Genomic DNA, 22,989 nt, shown 5'->3' on the forward strand with positions numbered 1-22,989 from the left:
CTGTTCTCGCTTTACGCCCTTGGGGGACAGTTGTTCCAAAGTCATCATTCATTTTCTCCTATCCCACAATGGTGGTTTCCTTGACGACCAGATTGTCATAATCCATGGCGATCAGTTTTTCGGCGGCCTGTGGGGTACACATAAACCAGGTGCTCACGCCCCAGGCGTCCATCCTTGTGACGGTGAAAAAGTCGGTTTGGGCAGAAGTAGGTTCTCTTGCGTCAATATAGTAGTCGGAGTAGAGATACACCAGATCCACCTCCCGGTCCGGCAGCCACTTGGCCCGGCGCGCACGGGGCTTGCCGTTTTTCAGCGTTTTCTCCCTGGGGTTCTCAAACCACGCCAGTTCCTTGAATTTCAGTCCGGTGAAGGTATCCATCAGCCGCTGGGCGATCTCCCGGTGGGTAAATACCCCGCAGTCCCAGGAGCCCATCAGCCATGTCTTTATAAAGTCGCCCACCTTGCTGCCAGGGGCAGGAGGTCCGTAGACGCTCTCATCCGCCCACATGACTTCCATCTTTTCGCACTGATCCGGTCGGGGGCAGGATTGCTTGTTGCCATAGCGGTACATGATATTTACATAGCCATAGTCTTCGCCGGTTCGGTCATGGCCGACGGCGTCTATTTTATAAGCGGTTATGGACATTACAGCTTCTCCTCGTCCATGAGCTGCTCCTGCATCTCTTTGGGCAGATCATTCCACAAAATATCATATGTAAACTCCCAAATCTCCGGGTAACATTCCTGTGCGGTCTGCTCCGCAATATCTCCATCCAGATAGTGCATCTCCTGGTGGAAAAACCAGTTGAGCTTTTCCATCAGCCGGTAGAGGCGGATCTGTTCTTCTTGGGTCATAGGGCACCTCCTCGAATCATCAAAGGATGGAATGGCTGTACCTATGCCAGCTCTGCGTCCAAAATCTGGACTGGTTTTCCTTTCTCGTTCACATAGTAAAGGGCGATATAGTCGATGCCGTCCCGCTTGACCTGTTCCCAGGGCATCCGTTCACCGTTGATCAGTTCCACGGTATCTGCCTCATCCGGTTCAAATGTTGCTTTTTCATCCTCATAGTCAATGCTGTAACCCAGCTCCAGCACCAGCTTGGAGGCTGGGATCTCGTATCGCGTGAGGGGACGGTGCTCCAACTGGGCTGGATCATGTTCATCGCAGAACAGATTGTCGTAGCCATGCCGTCCACCGTCAAAGATGACGAACTCCTCGCCGCTCTCCGGGTCACGGGCTGCCACCAGTCCGGGAGCCGCATCGCCATCTACGATATAGGATTGGGGCTCTCCCTTCACCGTGAGCAGATCTCCGTAATACCAGACCTCCAGCAGTTCACTGCCGGTGGTGGAACAGAGTGTCACGGTGGGCAGACGCTTCTCCGCCCACTCTTTCACATGGCCGATGAGCCAGGTGGGATATTTCTCAGTCATCATAGTCTTTCTCCTCCTATTTCAATTTCAGTACAAATCCCCAGATGCTCACCACAATCAAGAGGACACCCAGCAGAAAGAAAACCACCCGCCGGTATCCTCTGCTGTGTCGATGGGCATCCCGTGTACCGGTGGGGTCGCAGAGCCAGTTCCAGTTGCAGATCGCTCCAATTAAAATCACGGCCCCGATGAGCACCGAGGCAATGTACCAATGCTCTTGCAAAAATGCTGTAATTTGTTCGCTGTTCATTTAGGTTTCCTCCTCGCCTTCGTCGTCGCATATCACCTCATACCACGCTCCATCTTCTCCGCGCATCTGCATGGTACCATAGGGCAGATTCAGGAGCGGGATAATGTCTGGATCGATGCGGCAGATGTCCCGAATATCATAGAAGCTGCAGTGCGACTCGTAGTATTCATCCCCTTCACCGTACACATCGCCCTCGTCCCCAGAGTAGAAGGCCCAACCGCTCTCCCAACCCATATCCTCACGCTCGGGGAACAGCCGGTCCATGATCTGCACCTTACACCCATCCTGGGCGACGCGTTCGGAAGCGTAGCAGAACAGGGGACCGTCCCAGTCAGGAATGACAGCTGGTTTTCCTTCCGCTGCCCGCGCCACCCGCTCCTCGGGGTCATCTGCAAATTCCGCTTCCAGATACTGCTGAAACCGCTCATCCAGCAGGTGCTCCACACTCTGACGGTTCTTTTCGGTATATGGAAGGAGCAGGTAGGCCGCTTCTTTTTCCGCAATACTGTTCCAGACACGGTATTTGAGCCTGGACAAGACGATATTCCGACAGTCCCGGCGGTAGACATAGGGGTTAGAACGGTTGTCCTGGGCGTACCACTGGGCAAAACCGGAGCATCTCCGGTCAAAGAACTGAGTAGACAATTTCCCATCCAGGTTGTCCAGGATGAATACCCGAAGATCCGGCCCCTTTCCGGACTGGACCGCCTCCACGATCTCCCGATACCGGGAGAGGAACGGGTTGCTCATCCGGCCCCGCTTGATGGCCCACCCCAGATAGAAAGCCATCAGATTGCAGGCGTCCAATTCGTCCACTGGCAGGTGAAGCTCCTGGATCTTTTTGATCTGGTCTGCGGCGTTGTCCATCTCCGCTGGGTCGTAGCTGATTTTCTCTCGGTCGGTGACCACATTCAGCCGGTGTGGATTGATGACCTCCAGGCTCTCGTCTGGGCAGAGGTCCAGCAGGGCATCCGAGCCGTGCTCCAGCTTGTATTGGAGCTCCTCCCGGTAGAGGGGGATCACCTGATAGAAGTTGACTTCGTCCCCGTCCGGCAGGCGGCAGAAAAAGGACTCCTCCCCAAACACACCGGGACAGAGCAGGATCTCGCCCCGCAGGTCCATATTCTCTGCAAAAGGGATACCATCCTCACCCTCCATAAGTGTAGTTCTGGATTCCAGCCCTACCTCCGGGTCCTCCATGGCGAAGTGGGCGGTGGCCAGCATCATCCGGATGGGCCAGCTCCACAGTTCCTCCCGGCAGTCCACCTTTGTCAGCTTCCAATCTCGGGGCAGGTTGATGAGCAGCTCCGCCCGTTCCAGTTTTTCCTCCCGGCGCTCCTCCGGGAAACCCATCCGATGCCGGCTCAGGCCGACGGTGACCAGCGTGTAGTAGTCATGCTCCTGTCGGGGCGGGATGACGGCGATCTCCAGAGGGTGATCTGGGTCGCTGTCGTCCGTGAGGAGCTGGGTATAGACGCCGAACTGCTGGTCGATATGTACTTTCACATGGCCGAGGATGTCATCGTCGGCAGGGGGAATGGTCTCCCGCCGGATGATCTCCTCCCGCTCTTTCCAATCCAGTTCCAAGGAATTTTCCTCCTCCAGATATTTCTCACAGTCCCGCACCAGCTCTTGGGCATCCGGGTCATCCGGGGCCAGGGACAGCCAGCGTTTTGCGTATTCATAGGCGGTGGCAGCGGAGCGGTATGCCATCAGGCAGGAATAGCCCATCCGGGAGTTCCAGTAAGGGTCGTTCTCTCCCTGAAGGCGAACGGACTCCAGCAGATCAATGGCGTGTCCGAGGAGTTCTCCATCCACCTCACCATCCCTGCCGTGGGCGCTGTGATCCCCCAGCACCGCCAGATTGCTGTAAGCCCGACTCAGCTTGACGGTCAGCAGATAACCCCACTCCTGTTCCGGGATGGCTTCGATAGCCTCAATACATCGTGAGAACTCGTCCGCATCATTCCACTGGTCAATTTGCTCCCGAAATTTTGTTTCTTCTGTCTGATTCATCATTTCACCGCCTTTTCTGTGTCATCCTTTGCCTTTTTTGAAGTGTCCGCTGCCTCGCCAGGTGTTGACCACACAGGTAAAGATCTGACCGCAGTGTTTGCATCGGACCGTGTGAGCCATAATTTCGTCTGCCCATCCATCCTCAGTCTTTACCTTCTCCAGCGAACAGGTGGATTCCTCTGCCATCAGTTCAAATTGGCCTTGTCCCACCAACTGCTGGATATAGGCAATACAGGCCAGATAGTCCTTGGGGGCATCAAATTTTCTCCATGTTTGAATGGTTCGGCAGTGCTCGCACATAATGGATACCTCCTCCTGTAAACGGTTGTTGTCAGCCCTGTATCTCAGCGTCAACGGGGCCTTTTTTCAGCGTTCCATCCACAGTGATCACATGGCCCCAAAACATATCGTCGTCCTCATACCAGGCGGTAAAACGGCCGCCGGGAGATACTGTAAACTCGGTGAGCAGGATGCGCCGGGCAAACTCATCCTTGGTGATGGGGTCTTTCTCCGGGTCCCTGTCGGTCTGGTCATTGTCCGCCAGCCACTCGTTGGCCTGAGCGGTGAGCTTTTGGGCCGCCATCGCCCGTAGGGACTTGTCCCACGCTTCCTGCTCTGCCAGCAGCTTCTTCATCACATTGGTGACGCGGGTCCAGGACGCTTTCCTTTCGATCTCCACATCCAACGAGATCCGCACTTCTTTTCCCATCCACTTGCAGGTCCCATCAAATGTGCTCATCTCACGATCCAGCGTGAGGGTTCCCAGCACTTCGTCCTTCAGAAGAACAGGCTTCGTGTACTCCGCCCAGAGTTCCTCCAGTGCCGGACAGGGTACATCCTCCTCCAGCACTTCGGTGACATACCACTGGGGTTCGCTGAGGGCATCGCCTTTCCAGCCGCGGGCTTTGATCCGGTAGATCTGGCCCTTGGCAAACCGCTTGGAATAGTCGCCGGCATCCCGCTCCTTGTCCGTCAGCGGCCAGCTCAGGTAGCATTGGCCGGAGATCATCTGTCTGGTCTTTACATCCGCCATGGCAAGGGCGTGGGTATGCGCTGTCCAGAAAGTATCCAGAAAGGTCTTGTCCGCGCTGATACCGTCCTGAATCAGCACCAGCTTTTCCTCGTCTTCTGGGGCGTATAGGGCAATAAAGTCCTTGACTTTTCTCTTTTTCATGGCGTTCTCCTTACGCAAATACCTGCTGGTATTTCTCTTTCAGTTCCTTCGGCGCCGTCTTGATGGCCTTGCTGCCGCCATTTTCAGAGGCCGGGCCCCAGATAGCCCAGAGCAGGCTCTGCCAAGCGATGGCCCGGAATTTCGGGTCTTCGTTTTCTTCCGGCAGGAGATAAGCAGAAAAGCGGCGCTTAACTGTCAGCAGCGCATCCAGGCTTTCCACATTGGCAATCAGGCTGCGGAATTCCCTGGCAGGCTCCAGCCACTGCATAGATAATGCGCCCCGCACCAATACCCCCAGTGTCCATGGTTGAAACCCAAACTTCCGGATCAAGGCATGAAGGAATTTCCCTTGCAGGGAGGAGTGCTCGTCGTCGCAGAGATCCAGATACTCCGCCACCAGTGTCGCCCACTGTTCTCCCACCAGCCCCAGAGCGAACACAGCGAAAGAGCCAGGCATCGCACAGGCTTCATCCGCGAGGTTTTGGTACCATTCATACTCCCGCATAGCCAGCCGTGCATACCGCTCAATATCGGTGTGTAATTTGGGGTGCTGCACAGCGCAGGCAAAGAGCTGATTGATTCCCTTCCTGGGCAGGCCGGGAATGGGCAGATAGAGTTTGTCCTTTCCACGGAACTCCACCGAGTAACTGCGGGGAAATTCCTCCTGCTCCAGCACCGCACACAGGTAGTCCAGGATTTCAGCATAGCACTCCTCGGTGGAGTCCCTGGCGGTAATGCGGATAGCAGCGAAAGCGTCGTTGGCCGACGCGGTGAAATGCTCCGTCTTACGCCGCTGGATGTCCTTCGGTAGCTTGCCGCTGCCATTGGTTTTCAGTTCCTTTACCATGTTGGGACGGAGCTGGGAAACCAGACCGAGGATGTGTTTGGTTTTGAGAGATTCAAAACTCTGTCCATACACTGTATGGCAGACCGCCACATAGCAGGCAAAGTGCAGCAGCCCTTCGTCCACATCCTCCGCTCGCAATTCCGGCCACACCGTGCAGGGCGGAAACACTGTAAACCCATCTTCTCGCTCTCCCACAAGGAAGTACCGCTCCTGCACCTGCTTTTCTATGTACTTCTCCAACTGATAGCGGATCTCATTCCAGCCCGCCAACCGCCGCAGGGCATCGCAGAAAATAACAGCTTCCTCATAGGGGAATCCCTTCAAAGGCAGTTTGGACAGATACCGATCCAGCAGCTGGCTGGGCAGAAAGGGCGTTCCGCTTTGGTTCCGAACGACCAGCGGGGAGCCGGAATGGTTTTCTTTTGCGGTTCCATCCAACACATCCTGGATGCACTGATCTGCGTGTTTCAGCACTTCGGGGTCCGTATCCGGTTTATGGATCAGGTAATAACGGCCATTTACGCCGTCGCGTTTCGGTAAACTCATAGCAGGCTGCCTCTTTCTTCCGGGTTCGCCGTTATCGGAACAAAAATCTGTGGGTAAAGTTCCTTCAGTTCCTCCGGAGCTGATTCCACCACTTTCTGACCACCCTTGGCGCTGGCTTTGCCCCAGATCACATAGCAGACCGTTTCCCACGCGTATTGCAGCACTTCCTCCGGGCTGGATTCTGTTTCCAGGGTGGGTTCCTCGTCATCATCGTCATCCTCGTCGGAGGAAAAACCGCTTGGAACGATCTCGGACAGGTGGATTTTTGCCTCCAGCAGAGCGTCCAGGCTTTCTGCGTTTGCCATCCACGCGGCATAGTCCTTGGAATACTTCATGTTCTGCATGGACAGCACACCCCGGACAAACATAGGGACGGTATCGGCGGTAAATCCGAACCGTTTCACATACGCCCGGAGGAATTTTTCCTGTAAGTGGGAGTGCTCATCATCACAGAGGTCGAGATAATCCCATACCAGCTGCCGCCACTCTTGCCCCAGCATTCCTAGGGCGAACACGGCAAAACTTCCGGGGAGTGCGCACTGCTCATCGCTGAGATTGGTGTACTGCTCATATTGCCGCATGGCAAGCCGGGCATACCGTTCCATCAGGGGATGGAGGCCGGGGTACTGCACGGCACAAGCAAAGAGCTGGTTTACTCCCTTTTTGGGCAGTCCTGTGATGGGAAGATACCTCTTTTCCGGTCCTTTGAATTCCACCGCATAGCTGCGGGGAAAATCCTCCTGCTCCAGAACCTCACACAGATAGTCCAGCACTTCACGGCAGCATTCCTCCGTGTTGTCCCTGGCAGTGATGCGGATCACGGCAAAGGCATCGTTGGCCGATGCGGTGAAGTGCTCTGTTTTCCTCTTTTGCAGAGAGATCGGCAGCCTGCCGGTTCCATGTTCCTTCAGCTTTTTCACCATATCCGGACGGACTTTCTCCACCAAACCCAAGAGGTAATTGGTTGAAAGATATTCATAGTTCGCTCCATATATCTTATAGCTCACCGCCACATAGCAGGCAAAGCGCAGCAGCGGCTCCGGGACCTCCTCTGCACGGATACCCGGTTTCAGGGAGTAGTCCTGTTCTTTCCAGTAGTCATCTTCATTGCCTGTCACGACAAAATACTTCTCATGCAGCTCCCGTTTGAGCAGGTTAATCAAATAATAGTCAATTTCACCCCAGCGGCTCTGGCGGCGCAGGTTTTCGCTGAAGGCGATGGCTTTTTCCGCATCTATGGTTTCCGCTCGCTGGGTTTCAATCCATTTTCTCACCAGATCGCACACCTCAAAGGGCGCACCTTGACTGCTGACTACTACCGGCGGCCAGAGAGAATCAAGCCGCGTGATTCTCCCGTCAATGGCATCCTGGATGCACTGGTCAAAGAGCGGTTGCAGTTCCTCATGTACCTCGGGCTTCATCCAGTAACAGCGCCCGTCCGCACTATTTCGTTTTGGTAAATTCATTTGATGCACTCCTCTCAGGTCTGCTGGTGCTGCATGGATACGATCTGGCAGTCCGGGCAGAACTCCACATAGAGCGTGCCCTCTGCACAGTCAAACACCGTATCCCACTGGATCTGGGCCAGATACTTCATGGGCTTCCCACAGTGGGGACAGGTGGTATATTCCGCGTCCTGCACCCAGTTGGCAAAGCCGCCCACCGTGTTCACATCCTCGCAGGCCGCGCCGTAAAGCAGGGGCACAGGCGCCTTACCCAGCACGAAGGGATTTTCGGTAAGGACCTTGTAGTCCTCCGGATGGACATAGCAGTCCATCTTCTCCGCCCCGTCAAAGAGCTCGGAGGGAAAAATCTCCACGCCGCCGTCCAGAGAAAAGCGGTTGAAGGCAGGGCCTTTTAGGAATCCCACACAGCTGGGGCAGCAGGTGGCGGTCAGGATGCCGTCCAGCCCCAGGAACCTGAGCCGCTCATCCCGTCCGTCCAGCACCAGCATATCCACTATGCGTCCGCCACAGTGGGGGCATGTGTCCTTCCGTGCCCGGCCAATGCGGACGGGAGACTTCTCACCGCTGGTTCCCTTGACCATGGGATAGCAGGTGTCAAAGTTAAGTTGGATTCTCTGGCCCTCCTTGTCGAAGGTCCAGCCGCCAATCTGCGCATAGCTGGACGGGTCCACATAGAGGCCTTTGCGCCAGGGCCGGGGATTCCGCTCCAACTCCAACAATGTCTCCATTGCCTTTTCATCCCCCTGGAAGGCAAGGCAGCACATCAGGTTAGACGCTTCGCTGGAATTTTCCGTGGACAACAGCGCATGGATCAAGCCGTCCCGCACATCCTCTGGGGCGCGATAGTAAAGTTCAGAAGGCCAGAAAACCTCTGCGGCCAGCGCCGCCCGCTGGATCTCCGGGGGGATGGCGTCCCGGCAGCCAAGCAACTGCCAAAAGTCGGTGAATTCCGGGTCCTCCATATCAGCCAGCCGCTGGATGTTCTGAATCAAGTTTCTCTGCTTTTCGGCAATCTGTTCCAGCGTCCAGGCCAGAGCAGCTTGTCGCTCTTGTTCGCACTTGCATTTCCAACATAGTCCCTGATACCCAAGGGGCGTCCCACAGCTGGGGCAGGCGTATTTCAGATTCATATTCTCAGACTCCTTTCAGAAAATAGAAAAAACGCCCTGCGAGACCCTGTCACTTGGACAGGCTGACGCAGAGCATGAAAAGGGCGCAAAGAAGAAGTCACATCCACCCACAGATGTGATTTTCTCCATAAACAAAATCCATTTTTATATAGAAACAGAGTTATTTTTGACTGATTCGTGTGCATCTCCCAAAAACTTCCGCCTGCATTGCACATCATTGAATGCGTAAAGTGCAAGCCGTTATCATAAATGATGGGGTCAAATCGCTCTTTTCCATCATACATAATTGCATGGAAATTATCAACTAAAACTTATCATTGCCTTTCCATATGAGAAAGAGGCCGAGATCGCGGATTTTGAAAGCTGCATTTTCCCACGTACAAGCAGTGAAAATGTGATATTGTATTCGCACAGAAATAACGGGGACGCTTTTTGAATGGTTTTTCGGTTGGAAATGTGGTCAAAAACGCTTCCTGCCCGTGGCTGAAGGTCATGCAGCGGCCCGGACAGGGAGCGTTTTTTGTATCTCTATGCGGCTGTTCCTGCGTTGTAGGTCAGTCAGAAAAAATGTGTAAATGATTCCTGTTGTCTGCAACGCAGGATTTGCTGGTCTATAAACAGGGGGAGAAGACTCCCAGGGATGCCATAAAAGGCTCGGAAGACAAATTTCTTATACAAAATCGAAAGATGAAACCGAATGTGTCACCAATTGCCTCTGGTCCAAGTGATGATATGCTCTGCCGTCTCCTCAATTCCCATCACAGAACTGTTGATGCAGAAATCATAATTCTCCGGAACCCCCCAATTTCTGCCGGTATAGGTGTCATAGTATTTTTTTCGCTGTTTATCAATTTTTCTGATGGTGTCCTCCGCTTCTTTTGGCCCGAGGCCCTCGATCTCCATCCGGCGTCTGATACGATCCCCGAAGGGAGCGCAGATGAACAGGCTGATCACCGGGATGCCGGCAGATTTGAGGATGGCATCGGCACACCGCCCCACAATAATGCAGGGATCTTTCTGGGCAAGTTCCAAGATCACCTGGCTCTGCATCTCAAACAGGATGTCCTCCGCCGGCTGGCCCTTCCGCACCTGAGGTCCGCCCTCATAGACGCCGGTAAAGAGCCAGGGATTGGGTGCTTTTTCCTCTCTGCCCGCAAACAGCTCCTCCCGCAGTTCCGCTTTCTGTGCGGCCAGAGTGATCAGTTCCCGGTCATAGCACCTGATGTTCAGTTTCTCTGCCAGCCGTTTTCCGATCTCCCGGCCGCCGCTGCCGAACTGACGGCCCAAAGCAATGATCGGCATCTTCATGTTACGAATCCTCCTTACAAATCTGCTCCGCGGCCGGGCGCGGTTCCGTCATCCGCAGGGTAGCGCCGCGAACATGATCTTTCAAAAGCTGGTCGGTAAACCGGATCAGCTCTTCAGGGGTTCCCTGGATCTCGCCCAGCAGCCACTCCTCGATCATGCTTGCAAACGCCCCCACATAAAATTTCGTCAGCAAATCAACTTCGTCATCGGATGCGTGGTAGTTCAGTGCTATGACGATCCGCTGGATCGTACTCTGTATGATAGCGTGAATATCTGTCTGAAAAAAGCGTTTCAGATGTTCCCGGCTCAAGGAGTGCAGGGCGCACAGGCAGACCGTCCGGTTTTCCTGAAGATACTGAAAGAGTTGGAGCAGGCCGTCCTGCCACAGCATCACACCCTCATGCTCCCGCAGCAGTGCCACAGCCTCCTGGTCGAACATCCAGCGCACTGCGTCGTAGATATCCTCAAAGTGGTAGTAAAAATGTTGCCGAGCCATGCCGCAGGACTGCATGATCTCCGCGATGGTAATTTTATTCAGAGGCTTTTGTGCCATCAAAGTTTTCAGTGCGGCGCAGATCTCCCGCTTGGCCGCCTCGCTGGCTTCGTATGTTCGCTGTCTCATCCCAACGACCACAGACCTTTCCTCGAATTCTTGATTTTATTTTAGCACAGATCCCAGGACTTATCATAGATGCAGATTAGGAGCAAGTGTCAGAAATCTGACATTTGCCCCTGTTCTGCATCTTGTTTTCCACCAAGAGATTTTTTATGCTGAAAGAAACCAAACCGGAAGGAGCGCGGCGCGATGACAGAGCAGTATCAAGTCACCATACAGGGGCAACTGGGTCCGCGGGAGGGAGTTCTGACCCTCAGTTATCAGGAGAGCTACATTACCGGATCACTGGATCTGGTGGGCTATGTCAACAAGGTGCAGGGCGTGCGGGCAGCGGATGGGACGCTCCATCTCTTTCATCCCATCCAAACGGTGGTGAGCACCATTCCCTGTGAGACCGTTTTAAGACTGCAGGCAGGGAGCCTGTGCGGAACATCTACCTCAAAATCCGCCCAGATGCGGTGGGAAGGCGCACTTCTCCATCAAGGACCCCGGGAGGCATCGGAACTGTGAGCAAGGGAACGGAAAAGTCATCCTTTTTTGAGAAACTGGCCACAGTCATCGTCGACAAAAGAAACCTGATCTTTTTTCTCTATGCCTGTGCCCTGATCTTCTGCCTGTTTTCCCGAAACTGGGTCAGCGTGTGCAACGACATTACAGAGTATCTGCCGGAGACCACGGAGACCCGCCAGGGACTGACCCTCATGGAGGAGGAGTTTACCACCTTCGGCACCGCCCGGGTCATGGTCTCCCATGTGACCTATGAGATTGCGGAGGAACTGGCGGAGCAGATGGAGCAGATCGAGGGCGTCACCTCGGCCACCTTCGGGAGCAGCACCGTCGGCGCGGACACAGGAGGTGACGGTGAGCCGGAGACACCGGAGGACATCACGGAGTATTTCAAGGGGGCTGACGCCCTGATCTCCGTGACCTTTGACGGCGAGGAGGAGGACGAGATCAGCCTCGCCGCCCTGGCTGCCATCCGGGAACTGCTGGAGCCCTACGACTATTACATTGACAGTGCTGTAGGCAACTCACAGGCGGATTCTCTGGCCAGCGAGATGGGGACCATTCTAGCGGTGGCGGCGGTGATCATCGTGCTGGTGCTGCTGCTCACCTCCCGCTCCTATGCGGAGATCCCGGTACTGCTCATCACCTTTATCGTAGCGGCCCTGCTGAATCTGGGCACCAATTTTATTTTCGGGGAGATCTCCTTCGTCTCCAACTCTGTGACCGTGGTTTTGCAGCTGGCGCTGGCCATCGACTACGCCATCATCATGCTCCACCGCTTTCTGGAGGAGCGGGAGTACGCCGAGGACCGGGAGGCCTGCATCGCAGCGGTGAGCGCCGCCATTCCCTCTATCTCTGCCAGCAGCCTTACCACCATTTCGGGTCTGGCCGCTATGATGTTCATGCAGTTCCGGATAGGCTTTGACATGGGCATTATCCTCATCAAGGCCATTCTGTTCAGCATGCTCTCGGTCTTTACCCTGATGCCGGGCCTGCTGATGCTTTTTTCCAAGGCCATGGCAAAAACCCAGCACCGCAGTTTTGTCCCAAAGATCGACCGCTGGGGCAAGTTTACCCTGAAACTGCGCTATGTAGGCGTGCCCTTGTTCGCAGCGGCCATTGTGGCGGGCTTTCTGATGTCCAATCAGTGCCCCTATGTCTACGGCTACAGTCAGATCCAGACCGCCCGACAAAATGAGACCCAGATCGCCGAGAAGAAAGTCAACGAGACCTTCGGTACCCAGAACGTAATGGCGCTGATCGTGCCAAAGGGCGACTATATCAGTGAAAAGGCCCTGCTGGAGCGGCTGGAGACCTATGACCAGGTGGACTACGCCATGGGCCTTTCCAATGTGGAGGTCATAGACGGCTACATGCTCACGGACGCCCTGACGCCCCGGCAGTTTGCCGAGATGACGGATCTGGACTACGAGCTGGTATGTCTTGTTTATGCCGCCTATGCAGCGGAGGGCGAAGAGTACGGAAGGATCGTGGGCGGCCTGGATGACTATACAGTTCCGCTGATGGATATGTTTTTCTTTGCCTATGACAAGGTGGAGGAGGGCTATGTAGATCTGGACGAGGAGGAACAGGCGGATCTGGATGCTCTCTATGAACAGCTTTCTGACGCCCGAGAGCAGCTGCTGGGAGAGGACTACACCCGGATGCTGGTCAGTCTGGATCTGCCAGAGGAGGGGGAGGAGACTTTTGCTTTCCTCCAGACCATCCATGACGAAGCGGAGAGATACTATGACGCCGAAAACGTCTATCTGGTTGGGGACTCCACCAGTGACTATGACCTGTCTGTGTCCTTTGCCAGAGACAATGTGATGATCAGCGTGCTGTCGGTGGCCTTTGTCATTATCGTCCTGCTGTTCACATTCCAGTCGGTGGGCCTGCCCCTCCTGCTGATCCTGGTGATCCAGGGCAGCATTTGGATCAGCTTCTCCTTCCCCGGCGTGACCCAGCAGCCCATCTTCTTCATGAGCTATCTGGTGGTGACCTCCATCCAGATGGGGGCCAACATCGATTACGCCATTGTGATCTCCTCCTGGTACAACGAACTGAAGGAGAAGATGCCGCGGTCAGAGGCTATCGTCCAGGCGCTGGACCTGTCCTTCCCAACGGTGTTGACCTCGGGGAGCATCCTATCTGCCGCCGGGTTCCTGATCTCCCAGATCACTACGGAGCCAGCCATTGTGGGCATCGGCGAGTGCCTGTGCCGGGGAACGCTGATTTCCATGTTTTTAGTCATGTTTATCCTGCCCCAGATCCTGTACGTGGGAGACAAGATCGTGGAAAAGACCCGCTTCAACATCAAAGTTCCGGAGGTCAGCCACAGCGCCAGCGGCACCGTCTATGTAAATGGCCGGGTCCGGGGCCGGGTGTCCGGTGTGGTGGACGCCCACATCCAAGGCGTGATCTACGGAGACGTCTCCGGGATGCTGGAGACTGGAAGTTACCAGACCAAGGAGGTTCCAAAAGCAGATGAAACGGAAAAGCAGTAAATTCTTGAGTCTCCTGCTGGCGGCGGTCTTGCTCCTCTCCCTTATCGCTCCCGCTGCTCTGGCCGCTGGGACCGCCGATACCATTTATCTCCGCACGGCAGAGGATCTGGCGGGGTTCTCCCGGAACTGCACCCTGGACAGCTGGTCTCAGGGGAAAACCGTCTATCTGGAGGCGGACATTGATCTGACCGGCGTGGACTTTGCCCCCATCCCTACCTTCGGCGGCACCTTTGAGGGACAGGGACACACCATCTCCGGCCTGTCCATCACCGGCAGCGGCAATGTGCGGGGACTGTTTCGGTACATACAGCCCACCGGCTCTGTGCGGGATCTCCACGTCTCGGGCAGCATCTCTCCCGCTGACCGCAAAAACGTTCTGGGCGGCCTGGCAGGGAAGAACCAGGGGACCATCACGATGTGTTCGTTTTCCGGGACGGTAAGCGGATTGGACAGTATTGGCGGGATCGCAGGCATCAACGAAGCTCAGGGGGAGATCATCAACTGTGCTTTCTCCGGCTCTGTTACCGGGGAGCACTATGTGGGCGGCATTGCCGGACAGAACTACGGTTCTATCATCCAGTGTGAAAACAGCGGCAGCATCAACACCACAGAGGTGGACACGGAACTGGATCTGGACGCTTTGAATCGTGAGCAGCTCAATGCTGCGGAGAATGTACCTGTGTGTACTGACATTGGCGGCATCGCCGGGTTTTCCTCAGGCATCCTGCAAAGCTGCGTCAACACCGGGGCGGTGGGGTATGCCCATGAGGGGTATAACATTGGCGGCATCGTAGGGCAGCAGTCCGGATATCTGAACGGCTGCACCAATTCCGGGATGATTTTGGGCCGGAAGGATGTGGGCGGCATTACCGGACAGTTGGTGCCGGAGGTGCGTCTGCTCTACACTGAGAGCCAGGTTGGCGACCTGTTGGATGAACTGGACGTGCTGCGAGACCTGATCGGCCGGACCAATGATGATGCCCGCAGCGCCTCCAACGAGATCTCTGAGCGGATGCAGGCTATTTCCGACCGGGCGGGGGAGGTCCAGGGGGCTATCAGTGACTTGGCAGATCTCACCACAGACTGGGCCAATGAAAACATTGATGCGGTCAACAGCATGTCTGCCCGGATCTCCTGGCTCACGGATAAACTGTCTCCCATTATGGAGGATGCCACAGACGCGCTGGATCTGATGGAGAAGTTGGCTGGTCAGATGAATGATGTGATGGACGAGGCGCAGGAGGCCGGCGATCTGGCCCCCGATGCAGCGGACCGGTTTGAGGACGTTATGGACGATCTGAGGGTCGCTGCCCGGCATGGCCGGGACTCGGCAGACCACCTCAAAGCGGCTATGGCGCACCTGCGGAATGTACTGGGGAATCCGGATACGGACACAACCCTGGCGGAAATACAGGCGGCAGTTTCTGAACTGTCCAAGGATCTCTCGGATATTGACAGCTGTTTTGTACAAATATGGGAAATTTTACAGGGTGCAGATGGTGTGCTTCAGGGGAGGCCGGAATGGGCAGCTCTTCTGGAAAAGCTGGGGGCGTTTCAGTCTGCCTGTGCCGCTCTGCCAAACTGCTTGGACCAGGTCAACGATGCGCTTGCTCAGGTGATCGGGTCGGAGACCGCTGCCCCGGAAGCATTGGCGCAGTTGAAAAGTGCTGCAGAGGATCTACTGGCCGCCGGACAGGCGTTTGGGCAGGCGGGGGCGGAACTGGCCAAGGCGCTAATGAATGTCGCCCCTGGACAGGGGCCGGATTTGACAGCCGCTTACCAAAAATTACAGGATGCGTCCCAACAGCTTACAGACACACAGGAGGAAGTAGAAAACATTCTGAAAGATTTAGGCGCGTCTGAAGCCGAGCGGGATCTGCAGGTGAAATTGGACGAACTGAATGCTGCCATCGCCGCCGCAGAGCTGGCCGCCGCAGAGGCGGAGGATGCCCTCGCAGCATTGGCCGGGATCGAATCTGCCCAGACTGTCGTTGAGACACTCCAGGTCGAACTGGCGGCCATCCGTACCAGCCTGGAGCGCGCAAAGCTATCTGCACAGGAGATCGCCGCAGCCGCGGAAAAATTGGTGGTGCCTTCCATCAATATCGAGGAATTGGAGGCCGCCAGACAGGAGATACAGGCCGCCAGGGATAGTTTATCCTCCGCACTGCGCGCATTGGCCCGCAGCGTGGACAGCGGCGGGAGTGCCGTCCGCAAACTGCGGGAATTGCTGGAGAAGGCCGGGGATGCCATAGATGAACTGAGGGATGCCGGAGATACCATGGAGGAACTGTCTTCTCTGACTTCAGACATCATGGAAGACCTTTCCCATGTGCTGCAAGAACTATCTGAGATGCCCACCATCACCATCCGTCCCATCAGCAGCGAGATCAAGGAACAGGGGGATGCTCTGGACAGTATTTTTACTGACCTGATCGACAGCGGAGATGCTCTTCGGGAGTCCATGTCCAGCAATACGGACATTTTGCTGGACGATCTGGACGCCATCAACCGGCAGTTCGGTGTCATTACCGACCTGATGCGGGATATTCTGGATGGTTCTGATGAGAAATTTGAGGATCGGTTTGAGGATGTGTCGGACGAAGCGCCTGAAACTACAGATACGGGCTATCTCTCTGACGCCAGGAATGACGGAACAGTGGAGGGCGATGTTAATGTGGCCGGGATCGTGGGCTCTATGGCTATTGAATACGACTTTGACCCGGAGGACGATTTGATCCGGGAAGGCGACCGCTCCCTGGACTTCCGATATCAGACCAAGGCAGTTGTCGCATCCTGTATCAATACAGGAGCAATCACCGGAAAGCAGGACTACGCCGGCGGTATTGTCGGTCTGATGGACCTGGGACGGGTTAGAAACTGCGAGAATTACGGCGCTGTATCCAGCAGCAACGGCGACTATGTGGGAGGTATTGCCGGCGCCTCCTGGGGCAGCGTCCGGGACAGCTGGAGCAAGTGCCACCTGTCTGGCAGGGACTATGTGGGCGGTGCGGCTGGATTAGGGGCTACCCTGATAAATTGTCATACCCTGGTGACCATCGATGAGGGCTCTGCTTATCTGGGGGCGGTAGCGGGAGATGTGGACAGCGACGGCACCGTATCCGGCAACACCTTTACCAGCGAGAACCTGGGCGCTCTGGACGGTATCAGCTATGCCGGGAAGGCGGAGCCGGTGGATTTCGATTCCCTGTGCAGCACAGAGGGCGTGCCGGAGCTGTTTTCTCAGCTGGAGCTGACCTTCGTGGCCGATGGCATCACCGTAGCCGTGGTCCCCTTCCAGTATGGGGAAGGGATCGAATCCCTGCCGGAGATTCCGGCGAAAAAGGGGTACTCCGCCGCCTGGCCGGATCTGGACTATACCCATCTGAATGCCAGTCAAACCTTGGAAGCGGAATATACTCCCTATACCTCCGCCCTTTCGGACGGTGGGGAACTGCCGGAGATCCTTGTGGACGGTAGTTTCAGCAGCCGGGCAGAAGTCTCACACACGATTGAGAATGTGACCTGGAGTGATCGCCAGGGAAAGACGCACACCGGCACTGCCTATACCGTCACAGTGGACGACCCGGATTTAGAGCAGGTGTCCTATACGGTTCACTACCGCCTGCCGGACTCTGGAAAACACTATGCGCTATGGGTACAGGAGGAAAGCGGCTGGTCAGAAGCGGATTTTGAGATCGACGGACAGTATCTGCTGCTCACCAGTCAGACGGAGGAGATCATTTTCTGTATTACAGAGCGGTCCAGCAGCCTTCTTGTCTGGCTCGCGGCCGGAACAGGTTGCCTGTTGCTTCTGGCTGCCGTATTCTGTGTGCTGCGTCACATTCAAAAAAAGAGGCATTGAACCCCATGTATGGTCGGCAAGCTCACAGGTGAAGTAGTTACAAAAGAAGAACTCTATGAAGCTGCTTGGGCAACGGACTGCGGACTGTCCATGAGCAAGTATGCCGAGGCTTACCAGATTAACCGAAGCAGCGCAGACTGCCTGCAAAGGAAGTTCCTCACTGCCCTGGCCTGTGTCCTGTTCCCGGAGATACAAGCCTTTTTCGAGAGCGAGGAGGGGCAAAGGGAATTTGCTGAGTGGAAAGCACAACAGGGAAAGTCTAAGGGATAAAGGAGGCGGGAGTGCTTTATACACTCCCGCCTCCTTTATCCCTCTAAAATACCAACGTGATTTCTTCTGTAAATAAAAGCCAGTGTTAAACAAGCGAGAGTATATCCAATGATGGCAATTAAAGATGCCTCTATACCAAATCCTGCTCCAGTTAACAAGATGTTGTCTGATGGTATAATGAGTTGAAAAATAGGTTCGCCATAAGCACCCTCCGATGTTGTAATATGCAGAATGTCCGTTACTATCGTAAAGTTCCATACCGTATGCATTAGGATATTGTTACCAATAGAATTTCCTGTATAGGAGGCAAGCGAAAACATAGTGCCTACCAAAGTACCGCTGATGATTAAAAGAAAGACACCTCCGATTGTAAAAGTTTCCATTGATGGGAGATGTGCGAAACTAAACAAAACAGATGGGACAAGCACAGCAATATACTTATTCCATTTACTTTCGAGCAGTCTCATAATGAAACCACGGAATAGTATTTCTTCCAATATCCCCGCTTTCAAAGCAATAAGAATAGATGAAATGATAATTAAGAAGATATCACCAGTGGAAAAAACATTTACTTGTGCCCGTCCAATGATTAGAAAGATAGTAACTACAAAAGCAGGTAACAAAACAGATAAACTAACTCCCCACCATTTAACGGAAAATGAAATCCCGAAGTCTTCCATTTTTAGATGGAGAACTTTTGTTGTATAGAGCCAAAAGAAGATTAGTGTCAGCAACAGATAGCCCGGCATTCTGATAATAGGATACAACTCACGGACTGGAAGATTTATGATAGAAAATAGGAAATCAAAAATTAGACTTCCCAATAAATCACCGGCCAAAAACAGCAAAAAATATACAATAATTACGGAAATTGTCTTTGATGTTGAAAACTTATAATTCATTCTGGTTTCACAATCCTCCCAATAAAATGGTCTTGTAGAGAGATGTTAAATGTTATTATAGCATGGGGAATAAAACATACAAGGACAGGGCCCTCCCTGCCCTTGTATGTTTTAACTAACATTTCGATAGAAATGATAAATCCGATCACATTACCCACTTGGACAATGTAGTTCAGATTATCATTGTTTGGCCCGAGTGGGGAGACTCGAACTCCCGGCATCTTGCTCCCAAACGCTTGAACCAAATTTTTTGTGGTGATTTGTAGTGCTTTTCGGTGCTTTTCGCTCGGTATCAGATATTTTTTGGCGCCCTTAAATCCGCTGTTTCCACGTGTTCCGGCCCCGACTGTGGTCAAATATGGGGTCAAAAACGCTTCCTGACCAGGGGCGGCAGGTGTCTGCCAGTCCCGGCCGGGAAGCGTTTTTCGTGACTCTGGGTTTGGAGTATTGTAACTCTGGCAAGGCGAGTGTGCAAGTCTTTTCTGTTTGACGGGCATATCAGTTTTTCACACGCCGATACAAAGAATAAAAGCCTGCTCAGATGACCTCTTTCAGCGGGTCTTCCACAATGGGACAGGTGTCATATAACGTACAAGGGTCCAAATCCACACACGTGCAGGGATCTCGATTCCCGTCGATATCCCAGGCCACTGTGTCATTGATCACGGTCAGTCTGTCACGGAAAAAATCTGCATCCTGCAACGGGGCAAAGACTCCGCCCTTCTGCACCAATTGAGTGGCATCCAGCAAGCGAACTGTACCATCATGGAAATAGATATATACCGTGAAGTTCGGTCCGGCCAACACCTGGAGAACTTTGGGGATCATCTCCATTGCAAACTCCTTTCTCAGACAAGAGGGGCGATCCGGTTGAGAGGCTTAGAGTCCTTCGCCAACTCCCAATTTTGCATCAGTTCATCTCGATGCAGTTCGCACCACGCCAGAATCAATTTCAACTGGCGGAATGGCAACGCCCCCCGAATCACACAAGCAGATTGGATATCTATCAGCGCTTTGTTACCGGCATATTCTGCATGAAAGTGGGGAGGATTGTGGTCACTGTAAAACATCGTGATCCGAATACCATAGAATAAACTAATTTCTGGCATAAATAGAATCCTCCTCTTACCTCTTCGAGTACATTATAGCAAACAAACACAGCTTTTACAACGGAAAGCCGGTGTGCTATTTTCAAAATTTCTGAGTCCGTTTCTCTTATATCCCGCCACGGTGTCTGCCAGGCCCGGCCGGGAAAAGTTTTCACTGCTCTGGGTTTTGGGTATTGTAACTCTGTGGGAGTGGTTAAGCAAGTCCTTTCTGTCCGACGGGCGTATCAGTTTTTCACACGCCTATACAAAGAATAAGGGCCGAGAGGCAATCCCCTACCTGCTCAACAGCCACTGAATACCCGCAACGGTTCGCTTGATACCCTGGACAAAGTGGTTGCCGGGATTCAGCCGGAATACCGTGTCGATGCCTTTGCTCTGGTAAAAAGCCCGGATCGTTTCTGTATTTTCCTGAACTGTTTTCAGAACCGGATTGCGGGTTTTGGCCTCTTTGTCCCCCAGGGAGAAGTAGATGCAGTCCGGCGGTTTCTTTGGCTCGTGGGAGAAGATGTACTCCTTGAAACCAGGAAACCACAGGGAGCCGGACATGCACCCCACCCGCGAGAACACATCCGTCCGGTAGATGGCGTACAGAGCGAATAGGCCAGCCAAAGAGTACCCAGCGATCCCCCGCCACGCCGGAGGAGTGGCTAAGTCTTTTTCTGCTTCTGGTATGATCTCATCCACCAGCAGCCGCAGGTAATCGTCCGCTCCTCCGGTAAAGGGCGTCCCCTTCTTGAACGCCGCCGGACTGTCCCACGGGGCCATGTCGTGGTTCCAGTCCAAATCACTGATAGCGACCAGTGTAAACGGCGGATAGCCAGCGGCCTGCGCCGCCTCAAACACCTGTTGCCCCTCTTCGGAGTATGTGTTCAGGTAGATCACCGGAACGCCGGAAATGCCGGTCTGAAAAATAGACACGGCTTTACTGTCTATTGAAAGGGTATGCATGAGGGTACCTGCCTCCTGTATAGGCCAATAATTTACCAAAAGTTTCTTCTGCGGCCATTGTACTGTAAATTGATAGGCTTTGCAATATCAAGGAAGGAGTGGACGTCCGTCAGCAGATAGTAGATGACCAGTTTTCTGGCTCCTTGCTTTCCCTAATGAAATCTGCTAAAATTATATACAACACTGTCAGAAGTTGTTGCGAGCCTCGGCAGTATGACCACATAAGTCAGGTGCTCTGCCAGGCGGTAGAGCATTTTTCGTATCTTACACCTCAGAAATAGAAAGTGTAATATTGGGGGATCTATATGGGAAAGGAACTTTTTAAAAATATTCCAAGCAAAGTTGAAGATCTGGTCAAGGGTGTTCGCAACGGGCGCATTGGACTACCTGATCTTCAGCGCCCCTTCGTCTGGAAAGATAATAAGGTCCGCGAATTATTCGACTCGATGCTCAAAGGGTACCCTATCGGCTATATTATGCTGTGGGAGTCTCCTGCTGATTATGAGAACAAAAAAAGCACCATTGGAAGTAACGCCAAGACTTATGAAACGCCAAAAGAGCTGGTCATCGATGGGCAGCAGCGCCTAACTGCCCTTGTTGCGGCAATGTTTGCCGTCAAGGTAAAGGACAAGCATTTTGCGGACCGCGAAATCAAGATCTCCTATAATCCCTTGACGCAGGAATTTGCAGTTTGGACCCAAGCCTTTGAGCGAGACGCCGAGTGGATCAGCCGCATCAGCGATGTGTTTTTGGCAAAAGAGGATAATTCCATTAGCACGTTTCGAAGGCGTTTCATAAAAGAGGTGAATGAGAGCCGCAACAAAAAAGGAGTCCCGCTCCTTACTGACGAGGAAGAAGACCGAATTGAAAATAATATTAATGCCCTTCTGAATCTCTCTGATTATTCCTTGCCTACTCTGGAGATCAGCTATACCGCCAATGAAGAAGACGTTGCGGATATTTTTGTCCGGGTTAATTCTGGTGGACAGAGCCTGACAGAAAACAACTTCATTCAGACATTGATTTCTGTATACGAAAATGAGACCAGCGATAAAATCAACGCATTTGCAGCTGCTTCCAGAATCCCAGCAGCCAATACATCCTACAACACCCTGATGGCGATTGAACCTGCTCACCTGATCCGAATGGCTGTCGGCGTCGGTTTCAGACGGGCACGGCTAAGATATGCCTACATGCTTTTACGTGGTAAAAATTTGGAAACCGGAAAGTTTTCAGCAGAAGTTCAGCAGGAAAATCTTCGAATTTTCAAGGATGCTCTGGACAAGGTCATGAACCTAAACAACTGGCACTCTTTCGTCAATATTGTGGCGGAAGCGGGATACATCAGTGAGAAACAGATCTCCTCAACCAACGCCGTTGTTTTCAGTTATGTGCTCTATCTGATTGCAAAGTATGACTATAAACTGGATGCTTCACAGTTGAGGAAATGTATCAGTAAATGGTTCTTCATGAGTACCATTACTTACTTCTATACCGGCTCTACGGAGTCTGAGGTGGAAAAGCAGTTTGCTGATCTGCGAGATATTCACACTGCTGACGAATTCATTGCGTATATTGACCAAGTTATTGATACGCATTTTACGGATGACTACTTTAACCTGACGCTTCCTAACGAACTGAACAGCGCCGCAGCGATTTCGCCCGCTTGGTATGGGTACATTGCGGCGCAGATTGTATTGAATACGCCGATGCTGTTCAGCAACACCCCCATCTCGAAATACTTTGTTCTGGGTGCCAGCGGAACAAAGAATGCAATCGACAAGCATCACATCTTCCCCAAAAAATATTTGACAGATATCGGTTACACCAATGACCGGGATCGCAATCAAATCGCAAACTTTACCTATCTGGACTATGCGACAAATATTGAAATTTCGGATCAGGCACCGAAAGACTATGTCGCTTACTACCGGCAGAAGTTGGGGGAAGATGGCTACCGGAAAGCCTGCGAGGATCATGCGCTGCCTGTCGGCTTTGAGAACATTGAATATCCAGAATTCTTAAAACAGCGCCGTCTTCTGATGGCGCAAATTGTGCGCAAGGCGTATGAAAGAATCAAATAATACTACAA

Annotated in this window: 22 protein-coding genes; 5 read left to right on the plus strand and 17 right to left on the minus strand. The window is 53.4% G+C overall.

Annotated elements, in window-relative coordinates; genetic code table 11:
- Positions 1 to 58: 58 nt before the first annotated feature.
- The 12 genes from NE584_RS06085 to NE584_RS06140 all read right to left on the minus strand — a co-directional run bounded on the left by NE584_RS06085 (position 59) and on the right by NE584_RS06140 (position 10,795).
- On the minus strand, positions 59 to 646 hold the full coding sequence (locus NE584_RS06085; protein ID WP_256182186.1) for a hypothetical protein: 588 nt from the start codon (positions 644 to 646) through the stop codon (positions 59 to 61).
- Positions 646 to 855: a hypothetical protein gene (locus NE584_RS06090; protein WP_256182187.1), complete on the minus strand. Its 210-nt coding sequence runs from the start codon at positions 853 to 855 to the stop codon at positions 646 to 648. Before NE584_RS06090 ends, NE584_RS06085 begins: the two co-directional genes overlap by 1 nt.
- A gap of 41 nt (positions 856 to 896) precedes the next feature.
- Positions 897 to 1,439, minus strand: a complete 543-nt coding sequence (locus tag NE584_RS06095; protein ID WP_256182188.1) for a hypothetical protein — start codon at positions 1,437 to 1,439, stop codon at positions 897 to 899.
- Between the two features lie 13 nt (positions 1,440 to 1,452).
- On the minus strand, positions 1,453 to 1,686 hold the full coding sequence (locus NE584_RS06100) for an Imm17 family immunity protein (RefSeq protein WP_256182190.1): 234 nt from the start codon (positions 1,684 to 1,686) through the stop codon (positions 1,453 to 1,455).
- The gene (locus NE584_RS06105) at positions 1,687 to 3,702 is read right to left on the minus strand and encodes a DUF2185 domain-containing protein (RefSeq protein WP_256182191.1); all 2,016 of its coding nucleotides are present in this window, start codon (positions 3,700 to 3,702) and stop codon (positions 1,687 to 1,689) included.
- Positions 3,703 to 3,723: 21 nt separating this feature from the next.
- Positions 3,724 to 4,002, minus strand: coding sequence for a hypothetical protein (locus tag NE584_RS06110; RefSeq protein WP_050624015.1), 279 nt, complete (start codon positions 4,000 to 4,002; stop codon positions 3,724 to 3,726).
- A gap of 31 nt (positions 4,003 to 4,033) precedes the next feature.
- Positions 4,034 to 4,876: a DUF2262 domain-containing protein gene (locus NE584_RS06115; protein WP_256182193.1), complete on the minus strand. Its 843-nt coding sequence runs from the start codon at positions 4,874 to 4,876 to the stop codon at positions 4,034 to 4,036.
- Positions 4,877 to 4,886: 10 nt separating this feature from the next.
- The gene (locus NE584_RS06120) at positions 4,887 to 6,269 is read right to left on the minus strand and encodes a DUF6138 family protein (RefSeq protein ID WP_256182195.1); all 1,383 of its coding nucleotides are present in this window, start codon (positions 6,267 to 6,269) and stop codon (positions 4,887 to 4,889) included.
- Entirely contained in the window at positions 6,266 to 7,735 is a 1,470-nt protein-coding gene (locus tag NE584_RS06125; protein WP_256182196.1) for a DUF6138 family protein, read from the minus strand. Before NE584_RS06125 ends, NE584_RS06120 begins: the two co-directional genes overlap by 4 nt.
- A gap of 14 nt (positions 7,736 to 7,749) precedes the next feature.
- Positions 7,750 to 8,865, minus strand: a complete 1,116-nt coding sequence (locus tag NE584_RS06130) for a hypothetical protein (protein ID WP_256182197.1) — start codon at positions 8,863 to 8,865, stop codon at positions 7,750 to 7,752.
- 702 nt (positions 8,866 to 9,567) lie between these two features.
- Positions 9,568 to 10,173: an AAA family ATPase gene (locus NE584_RS06135; RefSeq protein ID WP_077138738.1), complete on the minus strand. Its 606-nt coding sequence runs from the start codon at positions 10,171 to 10,173 to the stop codon at positions 9,568 to 9,570.
- A 1-nt stretch (position 10,174) separates the two neighbouring features.
- Positions 10,175 to 10,795, minus strand: a complete 621-nt coding sequence (locus NE584_RS06140; RefSeq protein ID WP_256182198.1) for a TetR/AcrR family transcriptional regulator — start codon at positions 10,793 to 10,795, stop codon at positions 10,175 to 10,177.
- 183 nt (positions 10,796 to 10,978) lie between these two features.
- Here NE584_RS06140 and NE584_RS06145 point away from each other — a divergent pair, with 183 nt between their 5' ends.
- The 4 genes from NE584_RS06145 to NE584_RS06160 are packed head-to-tail and all read left to right on the plus strand — an operon-like array spanning position 10,979 to position 17,938.
- A complete protein-coding gene (locus NE584_RS06145; RefSeq protein WP_108980966.1) occupies positions 10,979 to 11,299 on the plus strand; it encodes a hypothetical protein in 321 nt (106 codons plus the stop codon).
- Positions 11,296 to 13,803: an MMPL family transporter gene (locus tag NE584_RS06150; RefSeq protein ID WP_256182201.1), complete on the plus strand. Its 2,508-nt coding sequence runs from the start codon at positions 11,296 to 11,298 to the stop codon at positions 13,801 to 13,803. Before NE584_RS06145 ends, NE584_RS06150 begins: the two co-directional genes overlap by 4 nt.
- A complete protein-coding gene (locus NE584_RS06155) occupies positions 13,784 to 17,668 on the plus strand; it encodes a GLUG motif-containing protein (protein WP_256182203.1) in 3,885 nt (1,294 codons plus the stop codon). The genes NE584_RS06150 and NE584_RS06155 overlap by 20 nt, the downstream gene beginning before the upstream one ends.
- Positions 17,669 to 17,677: 9 nt before the next feature.
- On the plus strand, positions 17,678 to 17,938 hold the full coding sequence (locus NE584_RS06160) for a hypothetical protein (protein ID WP_256182205.1): 261 nt from the start codon (positions 17,678 to 17,680) through the stop codon (positions 17,936 to 17,938).
- Positions 17,939 to 17,973: 35 nt separating this feature from the next.
- On the opposite strand, the gene NE584_RS06165 is transcribed toward NE584_RS06160, so the two are convergent.
- From NE584_RS06165 to NE584_RS06185, 5 genes are all read right to left on the minus strand, one after another.
- Positions 17,974 to 18,840 (minus strand): CPBP family intramembrane glutamic endopeptidase, encoded by an 867-nt coding sequence (locus NE584_RS06165; RefSeq protein WP_256182206.1) that lies wholly within the window; start codon positions 18,838 to 18,840, stop codon positions 17,974 to 17,976.
- The gene (locus NE584_RS06170; protein ID WP_256182208.1) at positions 18,837 to 19,208 is read right to left on the minus strand and encodes a hypothetical protein; all 372 of its coding nucleotides are present in this window, start codon (positions 19,206 to 19,208) and stop codon (positions 18,837 to 18,839) included. The genes NE584_RS06165 and NE584_RS06170 overlap by 4 nt, the downstream gene beginning before the upstream one ends.
- Before the next feature lie 169 nt (positions 19,209 to 19,377).
- Positions 19,378 to 19,674: a DUF2442 domain-containing protein gene (locus NE584_RS06175; RefSeq protein ID WP_256182210.1), complete on the minus strand. Its 297-nt coding sequence runs from the start codon at positions 19,672 to 19,674 to the stop codon at positions 19,378 to 19,380.
- Between the two features lie 14 nt (positions 19,675 to 19,688).
- Positions 19,689 to 19,949 (minus strand): DUF4160 domain-containing protein, encoded by a 261-nt coding sequence (locus NE584_RS06180; RefSeq protein WP_256182212.1) that lies wholly within the window; start codon positions 19,947 to 19,949, stop codon positions 19,689 to 19,691.
- Positions 19,950 to 20,222: 273 nt separating this feature from the next.
- A complete protein-coding gene (locus NE584_RS06185) occupies positions 20,223 to 20,897 on the minus strand; it encodes an alpha/beta hydrolase (protein WP_256182214.1) in 675 nt (224 codons plus the stop codon).
- A gap of 305 nt (positions 20,898 to 21,202) precedes the next feature.
- Here NE584_RS06185 and NE584_RS06190 point away from each other — a divergent pair, with 305 nt between their 5' ends.
- Positions 21,203 to 22,981: a DUF262 domain-containing protein gene (locus tag NE584_RS06190; protein WP_256182216.1), complete on the plus strand. Its 1,779-nt coding sequence runs from the start codon at positions 21,203 to 21,205 to the stop codon at positions 22,979 to 22,981.
- Positions 22,982 to 22,989: the final 8 nt, after the last annotated feature.

Origin of the sequence: Clostridium sp. DFI.5.61, from assembly GCF_024462915.1 — a bacterium.
GTDB classification, from domain to species: Bacteria; Bacillota; Clostridia; order Oscillospirales; family Oscillospiraceae; genus Lawsonibacter; species Lawsonibacter asaccharolyticus.